This window comes from Haemophilus paraphrohaemolyticus (assembly GCF_002015045.1).
GTDB classification, from domain to species: domain Bacteria; phylum Pseudomonadota; class Gammaproteobacteria; order Enterobacterales; family Pasteurellaceae; genus Haemophilus_A; species Haemophilus_A paraphrohaemolyticus.
On sequence record NZ_MUXX01000019.1, the window covers coordinates 59,037 to 77,277 of the forward strand.

Annotated in this window: 20 protein-coding genes, 1 other RNA gene and 2 riboswitches; of the genes, 10 read left to right on the forward strand and 11 right to left on the reverse strand. The window is 38.2% G+C overall.

The genetic code is table 11. From position 1 onward, the window contains the following. Nucleotides 1-3 precede the first annotated feature (3 nt). The gene (radA, locus tag B0184_RS09250) at nucleotides 4-1,383 is read right to left on the reverse strand and encodes a DNA repair protein RadA (protein WP_005709323.1); all 1,380 of its coding nucleotides are present in this window, start codon (nucleotides 1,381-1,383) and stop codon (nucleotides 4-6) included. Nucleotides 1,384-1,574: 191 nt separating this feature from the next. On the opposite strand from radA, the gene B0184_RS09255 reads away from it, so the two are divergent. The 6 genes from B0184_RS09255 (at nucleotide 1,575) to yacG (ending at nucleotide 6,154) form a co-directional block, all read left to right on the forward strand. After that, complete coding sequence (locus tag B0184_RS09255; RefSeq protein WP_005709272.1) at nucleotides 1,575-2,042, forward strand: prepilin-type N-terminal cleavage/methylation domain-containing protein; 468 nt, start codon at nucleotides 1,575-1,577, stop codon at nucleotides 2,040-2,042. A gap of 68 nt (nucleotides 2,043-2,110) precedes the next feature. Continuing rightward, nucleotides 2,111-3,496, forward strand: a complete 1,386-nt coding sequence (locus tag B0184_RS09260) for a GspE/PulE family protein (protein ID WP_005709345.1) — start codon at nucleotides 2,111-2,113, stop codon at nucleotides 3,494-3,496. Beyond that, on the forward strand, nucleotides 3,489-4,685 hold the full coding sequence (locus B0184_RS09265; RefSeq protein ID WP_005709246.1) for a type II secretion system F family protein: 1,197 nt from the start codon (nucleotides 3,489-3,491) through the stop codon (nucleotides 4,683-4,685). The genes B0184_RS09260 and B0184_RS09265 overlap by 8 nt, the downstream gene beginning before the upstream one ends. A 1-nt stretch (nucleotide 4,686) precedes the next feature. Continuing rightward, the gene (locus B0184_RS09270; protein ID WP_005709252.1) at nucleotides 4,687-5,331 is read left to right on the forward strand and encodes an A24 family peptidase; all 645 of its coding nucleotides are present in this window, start codon (nucleotides 4,687-4,689) and stop codon (nucleotides 5,329-5,331) included. Nucleotides 5,332-5,351: 20 nt separating this feature from the next. After that, on the forward strand, nucleotides 5,352-5,978 hold the full coding sequence (gene coaE, locus B0184_RS09275; protein ID WP_005709362.1) for a dephospho-CoA kinase: 627 nt from the start codon (nucleotides 5,352-5,354) through the stop codon (nucleotides 5,976-5,978). Continuing rightward, the gene (yacG, locus tag B0184_RS09280) at nucleotides 5,966-6,154 is read left to right on the forward strand and encodes a DNA gyrase inhibitor YacG (RefSeq protein WP_005709263.1); all 189 of its coding nucleotides are present in this window, start codon (nucleotides 5,966-5,968) and stop codon (nucleotides 6,152-6,154) included. Before coaE ends, yacG begins: the two co-directional genes overlap by 13 nt. 63 nt (nucleotides 6,155-6,217) lie before the next feature. Here the strand turns inward: yacG and B0184_RS09285 are convergent, their stop codons facing one another. The 7 genes from B0184_RS09285 to rnpB all read right to left on the reverse strand — a co-directional run bounded on the left by B0184_RS09285 (nucleotide 6,218) and on the right by rnpB (nucleotide 10,649). Further along, nucleotides 6,218-6,478 carry a hypothetical protein gene (locus B0184_RS09285; protein WP_005709346.1) on the reverse strand — a complete coding sequence of 87 codons (261 nt, stop codon included), beginning with the start codon at nucleotides 6,476-6,478 and terminating at the stop codon, nucleotides 6,218-6,220. 103 nt (nucleotides 6,479-6,581) lie between these two features. Then, complete coding sequence (locus tag B0184_RS09290) at nucleotides 6,582-7,211, reverse strand: 7-carboxy-7-deazaguanine synthase QueE (RefSeq protein ID WP_039851532.1); 630 nt, start codon at nucleotides 7,209-7,211, stop codon at nucleotides 6,582-6,584. A gap of 1 nt (nucleotide 7,212) precedes the next feature. After that, nucleotides 7,213-7,668, reverse strand: coding sequence for a 6-carboxytetrahydropterin synthase QueD (gene queD / locus B0184_RS09295; protein ID WP_005709331.1), 456 nt, complete (start codon nucleotides 7,666-7,668; stop codon nucleotides 7,213-7,215). Continuing rightward, complete coding sequence (gene queC / locus B0184_RS09300; RefSeq protein WP_005709284.1) at nucleotides 7,661-8,335, reverse strand: 7-cyano-7-deazaguanine synthase QueC; 675 nt, start codon at nucleotides 8,333-8,335, stop codon at nucleotides 7,661-7,663. Before queC ends, queD begins: the two co-directional genes overlap by 8 nt. A gap of 3 nt (nucleotides 8,336-8,338) precedes the next feature. Next, nucleotides 8,339-8,383: riboswitch (PreQ1 riboswitch) on the reverse strand. 90 nt (nucleotides 8,384-8,473) lie between these two features. Then, a complete protein-coding gene (locus tag B0184_RS09305) occupies nucleotides 8,474-9,451 on the reverse strand; it encodes a nickel/cobalt transporter (protein ID WP_005709288.1) in 978 nt (325 codons plus the stop codon). Continuing rightward, nucleotides 9,433-10,059 (reverse strand): DUF1007 family protein, encoded by a 627-nt coding sequence (locus B0184_RS09310; protein WP_005709291.1) that lies wholly within the window; start codon nucleotides 10,057-10,059, stop codon nucleotides 9,433-9,435. The genes B0184_RS09305 and B0184_RS09310 overlap by 19 nt, the downstream gene beginning before the upstream one ends. 183 nt (nucleotides 10,060-10,242) lie before the next feature. Further along, nucleotides 10,243-10,649, reverse strand: an RNA gene (rnpB, locus tag B0184_RS09315) — RNase P RNA component class A. Nucleotides 10,650-10,748: 99 nt separating this feature from the next. Between rnpB and rhlB the strand changes: the two genes are divergently transcribed. Genes rhlB through B0184_RS09330 form a run of 3 tightly spaced genes read left to right on the forward strand, consistent with a single transcriptional unit; the run spans nucleotide 10,749 to nucleotide 13,903 of the window. Beyond that, nucleotides 10,749-11,969, forward strand: a complete 1,221-nt coding sequence (gene rhlB, locus B0184_RS09320) for an ATP-dependent RNA helicase RhlB (RefSeq protein ID WP_005709303.1) — start codon at nucleotides 10,749-10,751, stop codon at nucleotides 11,967-11,969. Between the two features lie 2 nt (nucleotides 11,970-11,971). After that, complete coding sequence (locus B0184_RS09325; RefSeq protein ID WP_005709365.1) at nucleotides 11,972-12,394, forward strand: hypothetical protein; 423 nt, start codon at nucleotides 11,972-11,974, stop codon at nucleotides 12,392-12,394. An 18-nt stretch (nucleotides 12,395-12,412) separates the two neighbouring features. Next, nucleotides 12,413-13,903, forward strand: coding sequence for a helicase HerA-like domain-containing protein (locus tag B0184_RS09330; protein ID WP_005709254.1), 1,491 nt, complete (start codon nucleotides 12,413-12,415; stop codon nucleotides 13,901-13,903). A gap of 40 nt (nucleotides 13,904-13,943) precedes the next feature. On the opposite strand, the gene ispC is transcribed toward B0184_RS09330, so the two are convergent. The 3 genes from ispC to B0184_RS09345 form a co-directional block, all read right to left on the reverse strand. Next, the gene (gene ispC, locus B0184_RS09335) at nucleotides 13,944-15,134 is read right to left on the reverse strand and encodes a 1-deoxy-D-xylulose-5-phosphate reductoisomerase (protein WP_005709311.1); all 1,191 of its coding nucleotides are present in this window, start codon (nucleotides 15,132-15,134) and stop codon (nucleotides 13,944-13,946) included. Nucleotides 15,135-15,181: 47 nt separating this feature from the next. Then, nucleotides 15,182-15,442, reverse strand: a complete 261-nt coding sequence (locus B0184_RS09340) for a hypothetical protein (RefSeq protein ID WP_005709347.1) — start codon at nucleotides 15,440-15,442, stop codon at nucleotides 15,182-15,184. Nucleotides 15,443-15,665: 223 nt separating this feature from the next. After that, complete coding sequence (locus B0184_RS09345; protein WP_005709270.1) at nucleotides 15,666-17,204, reverse strand: Na+/H+ antiporter NhaC family protein; 1,539 nt, start codon at nucleotides 17,202-17,204, stop codon at nucleotides 15,666-15,668. Between the two features lie 108 nt (nucleotides 17,205-17,312). Further along, nucleotides 17,313-17,496: riboswitch (Lysine riboswitch) on the reverse strand. Between the two features lie 168 nt (nucleotides 17,497-17,664). Between B0184_RS09345 and B0184_RS09350 the strand changes: the two genes are divergently transcribed. Further along, complete coding sequence (locus B0184_RS09350; protein ID WP_005709367.1) at nucleotides 17,665-18,060, forward strand: H-NS family histone-like protein; 396 nt, start codon at nucleotides 17,665-17,667, stop codon at nucleotides 18,058-18,060. Nucleotides 18,061-18,241: the final 181 nt, after the last annotated feature.

An 18,241-nucleotide genomic window follows, 5' to 3' on the forward strand; every position in this document is an offset into this window, starting at 1 on the left:
CCATTACAAATTGCCTAAAATATCTAACGCATCACTGAGTTTTTTCACACCAAAAACTTCCATTCCCTTAATTGATTTTTTAGGCATATTGCCAAAAGGCACAATGGCACGCTTGAAGCCGTGTTTTGCCGCTTCGGAAATACGCTCTTGACCGCTTGGAACAGGGCGAATTTCGCCCGCTAATCCAACTTCGCCAAATATCACAAGATCTTGCGGAAGCGGTCGATTTCTAAAGCTCGAAATTAAGGAGAGAATTAAGGTTAAGTCCGCACTGGTTTCAGTCACTTTTACCCCACCTACTACATTGACAAACACATCTTGGTCTGACATTTGCAAACCGCCGTGGCGGTGTAAAACAGCAAGCAGTAACGATAGACGGTTATGATCTAAACCCACAGCCACACGGCGAGGATTAGCGAGCATAGAGTGATCGACCAAGGCTTGAATTTCCACCAAAAGCGGACGTGTGCCTTCCCAAAGTACGACCACCGAACTGCCTGAAACTTGCTCTTCGCTACGGCTCAAGAAGATCGCGGATGGATTTTTGACTTCGCGAAGACCTTGTTCTGTCATTGCAAATACACCCAATTCATTTACCGCTCCAAAACGGTTTTTTTGGCTGCGCAAGGTGCGGTAGCGAGAGTCTGATTCACCCTCTAACAAAAGTGAAGCATCAATCGCGTGTTCTAAAACTTTCGGACCTGCAAGCGTGCCATCTTTGGTTACGTGTCCAACCATAATAATTGCCACTTGACGGGTTTTCGCATAACGAGTGAGGAATGAGGCGCATTCACGTACTTGTGAGACCGAACCTGGCGAGGATTGGATATCGGAAAGGTGCATCACTTGAATAGAGTCAATTACCATAATTTTCGGCTTTTCTTGATCGGCAATATTACAAATATGCTCAACCGAGGTTTCAGAAAGCATTTTGAGATGTTCAGTTGGCAAGCCTAAACGGTTCGCGCGCATTGCCACTTGTTGGAGCGACTCCTCACCTGTGACATATAGTGTAGGAATTTCTTTAGATAATCCGCACATCACTTGTAGCAGCAACGTACTTTTCCCCGCACCAGGGTGGCCACCAATCAGAATGGCTGAACCAGGCACGACACCGCCCCCCAACACACGATCGAGTTCGTTAAATCCGCTACTAAAACGAGGTACTTCTTGCAAACTAATTTCAGAAAGTGCTTGTACTTTGCCTGAAGTTTCGCCCGCATAGCCACTAAAGCGGTCGTTTTTTTTACTTTCTTTGGCAGAAACCAAACGAATTTCGCTGATGGTGTTCCACGCATAGCACTCTTTACACTGTCCCATCCACTTGGAATATTCTGCGCCACAATCGCTACACACATAAGCTGTTTTTGGTGCTTTTGCCATATTAAACCTCAACCCTAAACTGAAAAATTGACGAAATACTATCAAAAAATACTGAATGAATAAACACTGAAATTTTTATTTTTTCGAGCAGGCTCGAAAATTTAAACATTGGTACTCGCTAAAACAGAAAAAATCCGCAAACTTTAAGGGCGTGAATAACACGCGTATTGATTTAAAAGGAAATTTAACAAATGAAATCTTTAATAAAAAAGTCACTTTTTCTTAAGCCTTCAAAGGCATTTACTCTCATTGAATTGATGATTGTTATTGCTATTATTGCCATTCTGGCGACCATTGCGATCCCTTCCTACACCACTTATACACAAAAAGCGGCACTCTCTGAACTTTTACGAGCATCTGCTTCATATAAATCAGATGTGGAAGTTTGTATTTACAACACTGGCAATGTGGCAAATTGTTCAGGCGGCTCAAATGGTGTGCAGGCAAATAAAACCTCAAGCGACGAAACTAAATACTTGAAATCTGTTTCTGTCGCAAGCGGGGTAATTACGGTAGCAGGTAAAGGCAATATTGATGGCTTTGGTTACACAATGACGCCAACCTTTAGCTCAAATACGATTAGCTGGAAAACAACTTGTACAGGTTCTGATACGAGTTTATTCCCTGCAAATTTCTGTTCTACAGGCTCAACAAACTAATAGCATCAATTCCAAGCGGTCAATTTTGACCGCTCTTTTGCTAATAAATCACTTATAACAAAAAAACTATGACCTATACTGTTTGCGATTTAAACACTCAAAATATTTTTGAAATCTCTGAACCTCAATGGCAGAAAAATTGTGAAGATAAAACCATTCTTTTACGTTATTTGGCTATTCCCGTTAAAGAGGATAAAGAGAAATTATGGCTTGCAATTGATGATTTAAATAATCTGACCGCTTATGAGATTTTTTCCTTTATTGCCCATAAAGAGATTGAGCCCATTTTAATTTCTACTGAAGAATTAAAATATCTATTAAATGAGCTTTCACCTAAAAAAGATATTGTTTATGAAGCCACTGAGATTATTTATTCAGATAATAATCAGCAAGTAGATTTAGATCATAATGATCCTGTTATTCATCTATTAGATGAGTTATTTAATTACTGCTTACAGAAAAATGTTTCCGATATTCATTTAGAGCCTCAGAAAAATCGACTTATGATCCGCTTGCGGATTGATGGTGTTTTACACATTTATAAAATGCTATCGCTAAATTTAGCTAGCCGTATTATTTCTCGATTAAAAATTCTTTCTAAATTAGATATTAGCGAAACTCGCTTACCGCAAGATGGACAATTTCACTTTAAAACAAAAATCTCTGATACTTTAGATTTTCGTGTTTCCACATTGCCAACTAATTTTGGTGAGAAAATAGTACTGCGTTTACAAAAGAATAAACCTATTGATTTAGATTTTTTAGAGCTTGGATTTAATCCTCAACAGAAAGAAACTTTATTAAATGCGCTAAATCAACCACAAGGTTTAATTTTAGTAACTGGCCCTACAGGAAGCGGTAAAAGTATTACTTTATATAGTGCATTAAGTTATTTGAATCAAAGTGAAAAACATATTTTAACTGCAGAAGATCCAATTGAAATCGAAATTGATGGCATTATTCAAACCCAAGTAGATCGTGGCATTGGATTAGACTTTAGCCAATTATTACGCACTTTTTTACGCCAAGATCCCGACATTATTATGTTTGGTGAAATTCGTGATGAAGAGAGTGCACAAATGGCATTGCGAGCCTCTCAAACAGGGCATTTGGTGCTTTCCACACTTCATACTAACGATGCTCCATCAGCAGTAGAACGCCTGTTGCAACTTGGAATTAAAGAATTTGAATTAAGAAATAGCTTGCAATTGGTCATTGCTCAACGCCTAGTTAGGAAAATCTGCACGCATTGCCAAGGCAATAGCTGTGAGCATTGTTATCAGGGCTACAAAGGGCGAATTGGTGTGTATCAATTACTGTCAAAAAATGGTAAAGAATTTGAAAAATCAACCGCTTGTTTAGATTTTTCTAATTTGGCAGAAAGTGCAATACAAAAATGCCAAGAAAATAAAACCAATTTACCAGAAATCCAGAGGGTATTAGGCTATGTTTAAGGTATATGAATTTCATTGGAAAGCTATTAATCGTTTTCAGCAGAAACAGAAAGGGAAATTATTAGCTCGAAATCAAGATGAATTAGAACAAAGGTTAATTAAAAAAGGCTTTCAGCAAATTAAAATTAGTCGGAATTTTATTTTACCTAAAAATCCAAAATCTGAAGAGGTGACTCAACTTATTTCTCAACTTGCTTTACTAATTAACGCAAGACTTCCCTTAAAACAAGCGTTATCAATCATTTTAGAAAATACACAAAATATAAAAATCTATTTATGGCTTGAAGAAATAATACGTTCAGTTGAGTTAGGTTATTCTTTTTCAAAATCATTAGAAAATTTAAATCGCTATTTAAATAGCCAAGAAATTCAGCTTATCAAAATGGGAGAAATGAGTGGAAAATTAGGTGTGATGCTTGAAAATATTGCACAATCTAGGTCTGAAAGTGAGAAATTATTTTCTAAAGTAAAAAAGATCATGTTTTATCCTGTGATGGTCTTAACAATTGCGTTAACACTTTCAATTGGAATGTTAGTGCTAATTGTGCCTAAATTTGCAGAATTATATAGTGCTAAAGATAAAACTCTTCCATTTATTACGGAAATACTCTTTTTTCTCTCTAATTTATTAGTGGATAATTATATATTTCTACTAGTTTTACTTATTTTAAGTAGTGTTTTACTCTCTTTTTTAGCGAAAAAAACAACAATAATCACAAAGCTAAAATACTCTATTTTAAGTAATATGCCCGTATTTAAGGCTATTCTTAGCCAATCACGTATTATTTATTTTACCCAAAATGTAGCCTTAATGCTAAATGCTAGCCTTCGGTTAGATCTTATTTTAGAAACTTTTTTATCGAATAAACAAGCCGATCCTATTTTACAAAAAGAGTGTCTATCGGTATTAACGCTGATTAAACAGGGTTACGCTTTTTCTGAATGTTTAAATACAGAGGTATTTGAAAGCCAAACGGTTCAGATGTTATCCGTGGGTGAAAAGAGCGGAAAATTAGCTGAAATGAGCGAATATGTTAGCCAAATCTATAAAAAGAAATTAGATGATCAGCTAGATATTTTGTCGCAATTGCTTGAGCCTGTGCTAATGGTGGTATTGGGCGGGATTGTTGGCACAATTATTGTTGGGCTTTATTTACCAATTTTTGATATGGGATCTTTAGTTGAATAAAATGGATTTAGTAAAATTTTTGGAATTTTTAACTGCCATATTATTCGCTTTCTGGTTTAAAAGAGAAATACCTCTTTTTGCCAAGCGAATCAATCGGCAAACTTATGACGAATTTTATTCTCTAGTAAATTTTCAGCTAAATTATAGCGATTTTGAAAAACAATCCAAATTAAAAATAAAAAAGAGTAAGTTATCAATTCTTTTTTTCTTTATTTTTCCTTTGGTTACTTTATTAAATCAAAATTACCTTATCTCAGCAATAATTATTATCCTATGCTTTCTAACTGTATTAGATATACTTTATTACCTGACTGATATTCGATATTTAACTATTTTATTTTTACTCACACTATATAAAGGAGATTTAGAGACATTCTATTTTACGGTCATTTTCTTTATTTTTATTCACTTTTTCTCTATTTTCCTTTTAAAGAAAGAAAGCTTTGGGCTGGGAGACAGTTTATTATTAATCGCTTTATCGCCTCTTTTTACGTTAGAGCAGATGTTACATCTTGTACTCATTGCTTCTTTATTAGGGATTACATATTACCTAACAGAACGATGCATGACTTCGCAAAAACGGCAAAAATTGCCTTTTATTCCGTTTATTAGTGTGGCGACTTTTATTATAATTTACCTCAACTAATCATAAATTGAGGATAAAGAATGCCTTATATTGTTGGATTAACGGGCGGTATTGGAAGTGGAAAAAGCACCATTGGTGGTCTATTTTCAGCACTTGGAGTGCCTGTGATTGATGCCGATATTATTGCCCGTCAAGTCGTTGAAAAAGGCTCGCCATTATTAGCAGAATTGTGCTCTCATTTTGGTACTGATGTTCTCACAGAACAAGGTGAATTAAATCGAGCTAAATTACGCGAAATCATTTTCTCTCATCCTAATGAGAAAACGTGGCTGAATCAATTGCTTCATCCTGCCATTAGAAATGAAATGCTTGCTCAAGTGGAACAATGCCAGCAGCTTTATGTGATTTTAATGGTACCATTACTGATTGAAAATAATCTGCTCCATTTATGTGATCGTATTTTAGTGGTAGATGTGCAGCCTGAAACACAAATAGAAAGAGCGATAAAACGTGATAATAATAAGTTAGAGATAATTCAAAATATTATGGCATCACAAGTTTCAAGAGAAAAAAGATTAAGTTATGCTGATGATATTATTGATAATAATCAGCCGCTTGAAAAAAATTTAGGAAAAATAAAAAAACAAATAAATGGACTTCACAAAATTTATTTGAAAAAAGCAGAGGAAAAGCAATGTCAGAATTAGTCGTAGAATGTCCAACTTGTCAGAAGAAAGTAGAATGGAAAACAGAAAATAAATATCGCCCATTTTGTAGCGATCGCTGCCACTTAATCGATCTCGGTGAATGGGCAAATGAAGAAAAACGGATTCCAGCGGTAGAAGCTGAAATTTTTTCTGAAATTTTAGAAATGCAAGCATAGTAGACAAATTTGTTGCTAATATTTATTTTTATAATATTAGCAACGCTTTTTATATAAAAGCTTTTAATAATACTGATCATTTAATTCATCAAACGCTGAGCCATCATTAAAAAGCGTTTCTAAAAATTCAGAAACCTCTTTCTTTCCTTCTTTACCTAAGCCAAAAACCGAAACATCACTCATTGATGCCGATTTTCTGGCTCTTATAATCGCTTTTGGAAACTCTTTTGCCAGCTCTTCTTCCACAATTTCAAGTAAGCGGTCGAATTTGTGATCTTTCATTTTTTGCGTGTTGGCGATACGGATATCAATAGTTGCTTGCATAAAAAATACCTCATTAACTGGATTTAATATAAGTGAATTTAAATACAGTATAACAAGGTATTTTAAACTGTCAATAAAAACAGTGGTTTTTCTATAAAATGATTTACTCAATCCCTACAATCTTATGCGTTTGCAAACTCAGCTGCCATTTCGGCTCGTTTTCACGCTGATTAAGTTGCCCTAACTGGGTAATTGTTTCGAGCAAATTCATTTTGCCATCAATTTCGCACGGCGAGAGATAATAATGCTCTGCTTGAATTTGTTGCTCAATCTGCTCGCAAAATGCTAACACATCTTCATCCGCCACAATACGTACCTCATGTGCAAAAGGAATACAACGGCGTTGATATTTCTCTTGATACAACCGTTTCGGGCTAGTTGCAATATAATCAATCTGTTTCGGTACTTCTTTCAAGCCATTAGTTTCAATCGCTAAAAAATAGCCCTCTAGTTTAAATGCATCCAATAACACGTCTAGATTAGGTTGAATAGTTGGCTCTCCACCTGTGATGATAATATTCCTTGCTGAATAGGATTTCACTTTGGCTAAAATCTGGTCCAGCGTCCAACTTTCAAACGTCATATAATCGGTATCGCACCACGGACAAGTAAGGTTACATTTTCCAAAACGGACAAAAATGCTCGGCATTCCCGTGTTAAAACCTTCGCCTTGCAAGCTCTCAAAAATCTCAACAATCGGGTAACTGATGGTGCTAAAAATGGTATTTTGCATTTTATTTGCCATTTTTTACCGCTTGTAAATGTGGGGCTTGCGAATATTCACAGTAAGACGTTGGAGTTTCCCACAGGCGAATAAGTGTCACAGGCAAGCCAACTTTTCTAAGCTTATCAAACATATATTTTGCCATCTCTTCCGCAGTGGAACGGCTTGGAATACCATACACTTTTGAATCTAAATCGATCAACAAATTCGCTACTTTGCTCTCTTTTGGGCTGTTAAGATCGTAAATAAACGCGTGATCCATCGGGTTTAAAATATGTGTTTTCACGATAGCTTTCAGATCAGCATAATCCATCACCATCCCACGTTTTGCCCCATCTGCGACTAACTCGCCTGCTACTTCAACTTGCAATTTGTATGTGTGCCCATGCAGGTTTTTACATTTGCCATCATGACCATCGAGCATATGAGCCATATCAAAACTAAATTCTTTCGCGATTTTAAACATCTTTTTTCTCTCTTTCTGCAAGGTATTCATTCAAGCCTTTTTCACGCAACACACAGCTTGGGCAAGTATGGCAGCCTCCTTCTACGCCTAAATAGCAGGTATGGGTATGTTCGCGAATATAGTCAAACACACCCAGCTCATCTGCTAATTTCCACGTCTCTTTTTTGGTAAGGTACATCAACGGCGTGCGAATGTTAAAGTTATAATCCATCGCCAAATTCATCGTCACGTTCATTGATTTCACGAACACATCGCGACAGTCTGGATAACCACTGAAATCGGTCTCACACACGCCCGTGTAAATGGTAGAAATATCCTGTCCTTTGGCATAAATGCACGCATAAAGTAAAAATAGTGCGTTGCGACCATCCACAAAGGTATTTGGCTTATTGCCCTCTTGCTGAATTTCTGCGCCCTCTTGCATTAAGGCGTTAGTGGTAATGGCTTTGATCACCGAAGTATCAATTAATGTCTGTTTTACGCCTACGTCTTTGGCGATCCATTCGGCTTTTTCAAGCTCAATCGCGTGGCGTTGTCCATATTGGAAAGTCACCACTTCAACATTTTCCTTGCCAAATTCTTTAATCGCTTGGAAAAGACAAGTAGTAGAGTCTTGCCCGCCTGAGAAAATCACGAGGGCTTTTTGGGGTTGTTCAGATAAGTTCATTTTGTATCCTTAGTTTTTTTATGTGGGAGGTTCTCGAACCACAGGAAAAAGTAAGCGGTAAAATTTCGACAATCTCTTGCAAAATCTTACCGCTTGTGAGGGTCTATTATAGCTGAAAAAAGTAGAATAAAAAATGTATTACCGCCTAAAAATTGTGGCCGTTACAACCTCAATGAAACTGCCGTGTAATAACAAAATGCCCATTCCAATCAGCACGCAAGCAGTCAAGAATTTCAAACTACTTGCTATCGGAAAGCTAAATTTAGCAGGCAAATACCACACTTTTAACTGCACAGCTTTATGACGGGCAAAGACCACAATCAACGCAAAGAATGTCAGTGTAATACCTGTACCGACCGCCATCATTAATGTCGCCAATACGCCCCAAAGGTAAATATTGAGCGTATAAGAAAGGAACAACACTAAAATTGCCCCTGAACACGGGCGCGATCCAATGCTCAAAATCAAGAAAAGTCGGCTTTTCCAACCTGTTGATTGATCCATTTGCACTGATGAAGGCAGATGTTTATGCCCACAACCGCAATGTTCATCGTGAACGTGATATGCAACAAGCGGTGTTTTTTCTTGGGACATTTGCATTGGGATGATTTTTCTAATCTGCAATTTAGGCAATCGAATACCTTGCAACGCTTGATAAATCCAATAAAACCCTAGCAAAATCATCAACATAAAGCTGCTCCGCTCTACCCATTTAAGCGTTAAATTGAAATATGTGCGAGAAAGCGTAAAGGCAACAACAATAATCGACACCAACAAAATAGCCACCAAACCTTGCACAATGGAAGAGACCAAGCTAATTTTGACCGCTTGTTTGAGTTTCGACTGTTCTAAAGCCAAGTAGCTCGTGAGGATAAACTTACCGTGTCCAGGACCAACAGCGTGAAAGATGCCGTAGAAAAAGCTGATTAAAATAAGGGTAATGCCTGCTTCTTGATGTTGTTGATTAAGCTGATTAAGCGAACTAGAAAGCTGTAAGTTAAAAGCTTTTTGCCACAACATCACTTTATGCAGCAAGAGCGGATAAACCCAATAAACAGCGACCACCAACAAGGCTAACACGAGCAAAGAGGCAGCGGTTAATTTTGATTTTTGCATTTCATCTCTACCTTTTGGGCAAAAGCACGCCCAAGTGATTGATCTTCTGGTGTCTGATCTTTGTCCAAACTTGAGGCATAAAGTTTCAAAGTATCGTCCACTTTCGGTTGCACCACTTTGATTTCACATTTTTTATCATCAATCGAGACATCACTTTGATAATTATACTCCATCGCCATATAGTAGGTTGGCTCGTAGCTCATCAGAGTAATGGGCACCGCGCTCAGCTTTTGCGGTTCGCTTAAATAAACATTCATCGAAAAAATAATGCGGTTATTTTCCACCACAAAACCGTAATCCGAAGGCGTTTCGGTAAACGGAATCAAATTGCTTTTTTGGTTGTAAAGATAGCTAAAGTAATGATCTTTCTTTGCCGTATCAATCATCTCTTGGGTTAAATCTTGCTTGGTTTTATCAGGATCTACACTTGATTGCATTTCATAAATTAACGTGCTGGAGGCGATTTCATCCAACGTCCAAGACATACGAAACCCTTTTAGCGTTTGGTTTTCTGTCAAGGCTTGGGTTTTAAGATCGACAAAAGCGTGTGGATGGGCGAGAACATTGAGAGAGAAAAGCGAAAAAAGGAGCGTAAAAAGGGATTTCATAACTCTTACTTGCACAAAATTTTTAAAGGCTAAATGTACATTTTATTAGAAGAATATATGTAGGGGCGTGTTCAACACGACCCTACATAGACCTCTACATAAAATATCTAAAATGCAGTGTACATTGTATAAATAGAAAAAAAGCGAATCGTCTATATAAAATATAAAACGATTCGCTGGAATAAAATGAGTTGGTCGATAAGCCGAGTTCTGTCGTGGACAATCATTCCTCTAGGCATAACATCGCTGTTATGCTCAAGCAACCTACCCGAACTCTGGACGGGCCATCCATTGAGTTCCTATTTGGTCTTGCTACGAGTGGAGTTTACCCTGCCGTGAAGTGTTGCCACCCACGCGGTGCGCTCTTACCGCACCCTTTCACCCTTACCATCTCTAAAAAATATACACAGAGTATGGCGGTCTGCTCTCTGTTGCACTGGTCGTCGGCTCGCGCCGCCCAGACGTTATCTGGCACTCTGCCCTGTGTAGCTCGGACTTTCCTCTCGTTTACTTGTCCCACTATTTTGTATTGCACAGCCGTGCGACACAGTTTAGGGCTTCAATAAACCAGCGATTGTCTAACTAACTCGGTACGTAGTATAGCGTATTGATAGCATTTTGCAATAAGTTGCGGTAAAATCGCACCAATTTTTGCCTAGACTTTAGGCTCTATTAAACAAGGAATTCTGATGTCAACACATCTTACCGAACAACGCTTTAGCGATTTCCCGATTCACGAAAAAGTACTTTCTGCTCTTGATAGTAAAGGCTTTGAATTTTGCACACCAATTCAAGCTCAAACTCTCCCAATCACTCTCAACAATAATGATATTGCGGGTCAAGCCCAAACAGGCACGGGCAAAACGATGGCTTTTCTAATTGCGACCTTCCATCATCTACTCACACACGATCTGCAAACACATAAAAATCAACCGAGGGCAATGATTCTTGCCCCTACCAGAGAGCTGGCGGTACAGATCGCTTCTGATGCTGAGTTGCTAGTTAAACAGACTCGCTTGAAACTTGCGCTAGCCTATGGTGGCGATGGCTATGAGAAACAAGTGCAAGAGATTGAAAAAGGCGTTGATATTTTAGTCGGCACCACAGGGCGTGTGATTGATTATGTGAAGCAAGGCATTATCAACCTTGATTACGTGCAGGTGATTGTGTTAGACGAAGCAGATCGAATGTTTGACCTTGGTTTTATTAAAGATATTCGCTATTTGATGCGCAAATGTCCAAAGCCAACCGAACGCCTTACCATGCTTTTTTCAGCAACGCTTTCTCCACGTGTGCGTGAGTTGGCGTATGAGGATATGAATAATGCAAAATATGTCGAAATTGAACCGCTTCAACGTACAGGGCATCGAATCAAAGAAGAGCTTTTCTACCCTTCAAACGAAGACAAAATGGCATTATTGCTCACGCTTTTAGAGGAAGAGTGGCCAGAGCGCTGTATGATTTTCTCGAATACCAAACACGGTTGTGAAGAAATTTGGCGATATTTACAGGCAGATGGGCATCGAGTGGGCTTGCTTACTGGCGATATTCCACAGAAAAAACGCTTAAGCTTGTTAGACAGTTTCACTAAAGGCGAGTTGGATATTTTAGTGGCAACCGATGTTGCCGCACGAGGCTTGCATATTCCTGAAGTTACGCATGTGTTCAATTACGATTTGCCGGATGATCGCGAAGATTACGTGCACAGAATCGGACGAACAGGTAGAGCAGGGCAAAGCGGACATTCAATTAGCTTTGCGTGCGAACACTATGCGGTGAATCTACCTGCAATTGAGGAATATATCGGACATGCAATTCCTGTCAGCCAATATGACGCTAATGCTTTATTACCTTTACCTAAAGTGAGTCGTCCTCGCTTTAACAGACATTATTCATTAAAAAAATATTAAATATGAAAAAATTACTTCTTTTACTACCCTGCCTATTTTTTTTAACCGCTTGTACACAAGAAACTCAGGTGCTATGGGAAGACTTTACCGAAGGTTTTAATCACGATCCTAAACGAGAACCCGTTAAAGTGGTTAAAGGTTATTCAGGCGAGGCCCAAGCAAATTTCAACAAAGGAACGGCTAAAACAGCAAAGATTTCTAAATTTCCTGCTTCGAAAACAGCCGTAATCGGACATCAACGTATTAATACCACTGTGTGTAACGATCTTGATGACTGGTATTTAGACGGTTTCCGTGTAGGAAAATCGTTCCGTAGTCAAAAAACAGAAATGTTCCAAAAACGTACCCAATATTGCCAAGGAAAATTGCCAAATGCTCATCGAACTTACTGGGAAAATGGCTACGAAATAGGCGTAAAATCTTAAAAGGAGAAAGAACACATTATGACGCTTGCAATCGCACAAACCTATTCAGGGAAAACTATTTCATTGGTCGCCCAAATGGCAAACCGCCACGGTTTAATTGCTGGTGCAACAGGTACAGGGAAAACTGTTACATTACGTAAATTAGCTGAAGCATTCAGTGATGAAGGCGTGCCCGTTTTCCTTGCCGATGTGAAAGGCGACCTTTCTGGAGTTTCACAAGCGGGCAGTTTTTCAGGCAAAATTGCAGAACGAATCGAACAATTCCAACTAGGGGGCGAAAGCTATTTGAGTGGCTACCCTGTGTCTTATTGGGATGTCTTCGGTGAAACAGGCATTCCGCTTCGCACCACCATTTCAGAAATGGGACCGATGTTACTTGCACGTTTACTTAACTTAAACGATACGCAAGAAGGCTTATTAAACCTCGTATTCCGCGTGGCAGACGACCAAGGTTTATTGTTAATTGACCTAAAAGATTTGCGTGCAATGCTCAAATATGTTGCCGAAAACGCCAAAACATTCCAAGTGGAATATGGTAACGTTTCAACTGCAAGCGTTGGAGCGATTCAACGTGCATTGCTTGCACTGGAAAATGAAGGGGCAGAGAAACTCTTTGGCGAGCCCGCATTAAATCTTGAAGATTGGCTACAAACTCGCGATGGTAAAGGTGTGATTAACGTCTTAAACTCAGAGAAATTAATTAACTCTCCACGCCTATATGGTGCATTCTTACTTTGGTTTATGGCAGAACTTTTCGAAATTCTGCCAGAAGTAGGCGATCCAGAAAAACCGAAATTTGTCCTTTTCTTTGACGAAGCGCATTTATTGTTTGATGGTGCACCGAAAATTTTAGTAGATAAAATTGAGCAAGTGGTACGTTTAATCCGTTCAAAAGGTGTTGGCGTTTATTTTGTAACCCAAAATCCACTTGATTTACCTGATTCAGTGTTAGGGCAACTAGGCAATCGTGTACAACACGCTTTGCGAGCCTTCACGCCTCGTGATCAAAAAGCAGTGAAATCAGCGGCTGAAACCTTCCGAGCGAATAAAGCTGTAAATGTAGTCGAAGCGATTACCTCGCTAGGTGTAGGCGAAGCCTTAATTTCCGTCTTGGATGAAAAAGGAATGCCAACACCAGTGGAAATTGCGTTAGTTTACCCACCGAAAAGCCAACTCACGCCATTAACTGAAACCGAGCGTAGCCGTTTAGTGAAACAGGATGATCTTTACAGCCATTATAGTGCTTATGTCGATAATGAATCTGCCTTTGAAGTATTAAACGCTCAATCACAAGCGGTGCAAAATCGAGGGCAAACTGCAAATGCTGAAGAGGAAGAAGGATTTTTAGGAGGAATGCTTGCCTCGATCTTTGGTTCGAAAAAGAAAAAAGACCAATCACTTGCCGAACAAGTGGTGAGCCAAGTAGCTCAACAAGTTGGGCGAAATTTACGCAATCAAGTAACAAAGCAAATTATGCGTGGTTTACTTGGAGCAATTATTAAAAAATAGGTATCTATGTTAAAGGGGCTTTATAGCCCCTTATAACGCCCTAAATTTGAAGTATTGTTTGTTTTGCCAATTCTCTTGCCAATTTATCGATATGCAAGACATCATCAATTTCTTGAATATCAATTGGTGCAATATTTTCAACAACACTTCTATTTACATTCACAATATCCGTAAAGCGGATCTGTTCATTTAAAAACGCATCAACAGTAATTTCGTTTGCGGCGTTCATTGCAGTAGTTGCGTATTGCCCTGCGGCAAAAGCATCAATTGCTAATTTAAGGTTTGGATAACGTTCAAAATCAGGCTCAATAAAGGTTAATTCTTTAAGCTTGAAGAAATCAAGTGGCGGTACACCCGCGTTGATACGATCTGGATATGCCATACTATGTGCAATTGGCGTACACATATCTGGATTCCCCATTTGAGCAATTACTGAGCCATCAATATAACGGACCATAGAATGGATTATGGATTGCGGATGAATAATAATTTCCATCTCTTCTGCAGTTGCATTAAACAACCAACGTGCTTCAATATATTCCAAGCCTTTGTTCATCATCGTTGCACTATCCACTGAGATTTTTTTACCCATCGACCAATTTGGATGAGCCACCGCTTGAGCAGGCGTAATCGCATCAAATTCATTTAATAGTTTAGTACGGAACGGACCACCTGAGCCGGTTAAGATAATTTTGCTCACACCAAGCTCTGCAAGCGGACAAAAACCGATCTTATTTTGCGCTTCCACAGGCAAAGACTGGAAAATAGCATTATGTTCGCTATCAACAGGCAAGAGTTTTGCATCTGACTTTTTCGCTTCATCAATAAAAATCTGCCCGCAAGTGACTAGCGATTCTTTATTAGCAAGTAATACACGTTTCCCGGCTTTAACCGCAGAAAGTGTAGGTAAAAGCCCTGCAGCACCAACAATTGCTGCCATCACCATATCCACTTCAGGGTGTGAAGCAAGTTCGCAAATTGCTTTTTGCCCAGCTAAAACTTCCGTTTTGATGTTAAGTGTTGAGAGGTGTACTTTGAGTTGTGTGGCTGCATTTTCATCATCTAATGCCACGAATTGAGGTTGGAATAAGACGCATTGCGCTGCCATTAATTCCACGTTTTTTCCGCCTACTAAAGCGAAAATTTGATAATCAGACGAGTTGTTTTGAATGACCGAAAGGGTGCTTTTGCCAATGGACCCTGTCGATCCTAGAATAACGATTTTTTTCATAGTAAGTGACCTTCAAGAAAAGACAGGGCATTTTAGCACAGATAAGATTAGTAATACCAATGACCATAATGTACCGAAGGGTAAATCGCAGGAACAGCAGGATAATAATTTACTTCTCTTTTACGTGTATCGCTTTGATTTAGCGATTCTTTCTGTACAGGGTGGTTTTTATCAACAGTATTTTTAGTATTAATACGTTGTTGATATGCTTGAACAGCTTGCATATCCATTGGCACAGAGCTTTGTTGTTGAGGTAATGAACAAGCAGAAAGTGCCAAAATAGTACCAAATAACATTATTTTTTTCATTTTATGTTCCTTTTAGTATTCATTTCGCAATTAAGGAATAATATCCTTTATTTAAATGAACAATCGTAGGTTTTCCATTGTACCTATTTTAGGCACAATGTATACTGTACCCGTTTTAAGAATAAATATGTCTTTTTTTTGCAAAACATTTGATGGATTATCTAAATCCTATTAAATACGAACTAATCACTATAAAAAACCCAGCTTAAGCTGGGTTATTTTCTTATTCTACATTTTTTGCTTTAAACAGTATAATTAACACTAACATCGTGATACCTGCCGTAATAAAACCAAGTAAACCTGATTCTGTAAAACCGACAACTAAGTAACCAACTACTGATGCTACCGCGACTAATAGTGCATAAGGCAATTGTGAAAGTACATGATCCATATGGTTACATTGCGCCCCTGTTGAAGAAAGAATTGTCGTATCCGACACTGGCGAACAGTGGTCACCGCATACAGCACCTGCCATTACAGCTGATAAGCAAGGGATAATTAAGTTTGGTTCAGAATGCATCGCCATCGCTGCACCAATTGGTAGCATAATACCGAACGTACCCCAACTTGTGCCTGTTGAGAATGCCATTGCAGAAGCAAGCACGAATAAAATCGCTGGCAAGAACGCTGGTGAAATGTTACCTGCCACTAAACTTGAGAGATATTTGCCCGTTTGCATATCACTTACAACACCGTTGATTGTCCACGCGAAGAAAAGAATTAAAATCGCACCAGACATCATTTTTACACCCGCCCCATAAGCTTTTGTGTAATCGCTTACAGAAATATGGCGACGCATTAATAGACAAAGCGTGAGTACGATAATACTTGCCACACCACCTGTTACTAATGAAATACCAACAGTAGTATTTTCAAATGCACCTAAAATAGTAAATGGATTGCCCGCTTCAGCAAGTGCATCGCCACCTGTTTTTAGCATCATCGTTACCGTACCGATAATTAATGCTAAGATTGGAAGAACCAAATCACGTACGCCCGCTTCTGAAGAACCTTGCTGCTCAGATGATTTCTCTTCTTGGCTCATTGCATTATGTTCAAAACGTGCCATAGAACCTATATCAAAAGAGAAATAGGCTACGAAGAACACCATTAGAATTGAGAAAATCGCATAGAAGTTCATCGCACTCATCGTTACAAACGCGCCTAATGGAGTGTAACCCGCAATAGAGTGTGTCGCTAATAATCCTGCGATAAGCGTGATGATATAAGCCCCCCAACTTGAAATTGGCATTAACACACACATTGGTGCTGCCGTTGAGTCTAAAATATAAGCAAGTTTTGCACGTGATACTTTGAATTTATCAGTCACTGGACGAGCAATCGCACCTACAGCAAGACTGTGGAAATAGTCATCAATAAAAGTAACAAAAACCAAGCAAGCCGCCATTAATTTTGCACCACGTCTGCCTTTAACCTTCTCTTGGGCCCAATTTGCAAAGGCTTGGTTTGCCCCTGAAACACTTAATAAAGAAGTTAAAATGCCTAATAGCACTAAAAATAAAATAATATTGATATTGTTACTATTAAAGCCCTCTTCGCCACCTTTATAAAGTAAAGAAACTACGCTATTTTTTAAATATAAAACAGCATCAAGCACATTACCGCCAGCTAACATTAATGCACCAACAATAATACCCAAACTTAATGAAATTAAAACACGTCTGGTTGCAATCGCAAGCAGAAGTGCAATTAACGCTGGTACAACTGACCAAAGCGATGATGAATAATCAACAAGATTCATAAAACCTCTAATTTATTAAAAGATATTTTTATAACGTCATTGAATCTACTGAATGTATTTACGCAGGAAGGCAAATAAAGGAAGGATAAAAGGAAGCATCCTCACCTAACTTACAGTAGCACTCCGCAGTGATACAAGGAATATCGAAACTGCGACAGTGTCGTCCCTTTCGGCAACGACCCCAACCAACCAAGATGACGCTTGATTGATTTCGGCAAATACGCCTTTCATTTTTCCTCATCGTTTTCCACTCAGAAAAAGTACTTATCGTATTTGCACCTCTACAATTGTAGGATTGACTAAGATTACCTGAAACAAAGGCATTAAACAAGTAGATTTTTCAACATTTTAAATACCATTTTTACTTATTTTAAATCTAGATTATTTACCTTAAAAATATATTCGGGTAATATACGCCTTAATTTGACTTAATAAATAATTTTTTAAATAGGAGATTATAATGTCTAATACATTAAGAACTTTGTCAAACATCCGTAGCTTACGTGTTCTTGCTCGTGAAACTTCATTAGAACAATTAGAAGGTTTATTAGAAAAATTGACAATTGTTGTTGAAGAAAAACGCGAAGAGATTAAGGCCCAAGAAGCTGAACAAACTAAATTCTTAGAGCAATTAAAAAAATATGAAGAAATGTTAGCAAATGATGGTATTTCTGCAGACGAATTAGCCTCACTTTTAGGAAAAATGCCTACCGAGAAAAAAGCACGTAAACCAATTGCTCCTCGTCCTGCTAAATATAGATTTATTGATGCAAACGGTAATGAAAAAACTTGGACAGGTCAAGGTCGTACACCACGTGAGTTAGTTGGTAAAAATTTAGCAAATTTTGAAATCTAATATGATTTAGTCATGAAATAACTCATGCTTTTTTGTATGTTTACAAAGTAAATAGCATAGTAGACAAAATAGTTGCTAATATTTATTCTTCAATAATATTAGCAACTCTTTTTATTTAAAAAAACCTTTATAAACATCATTTTACGTTTTTTTCGTTAATCCATTATGATTATTTAATTGA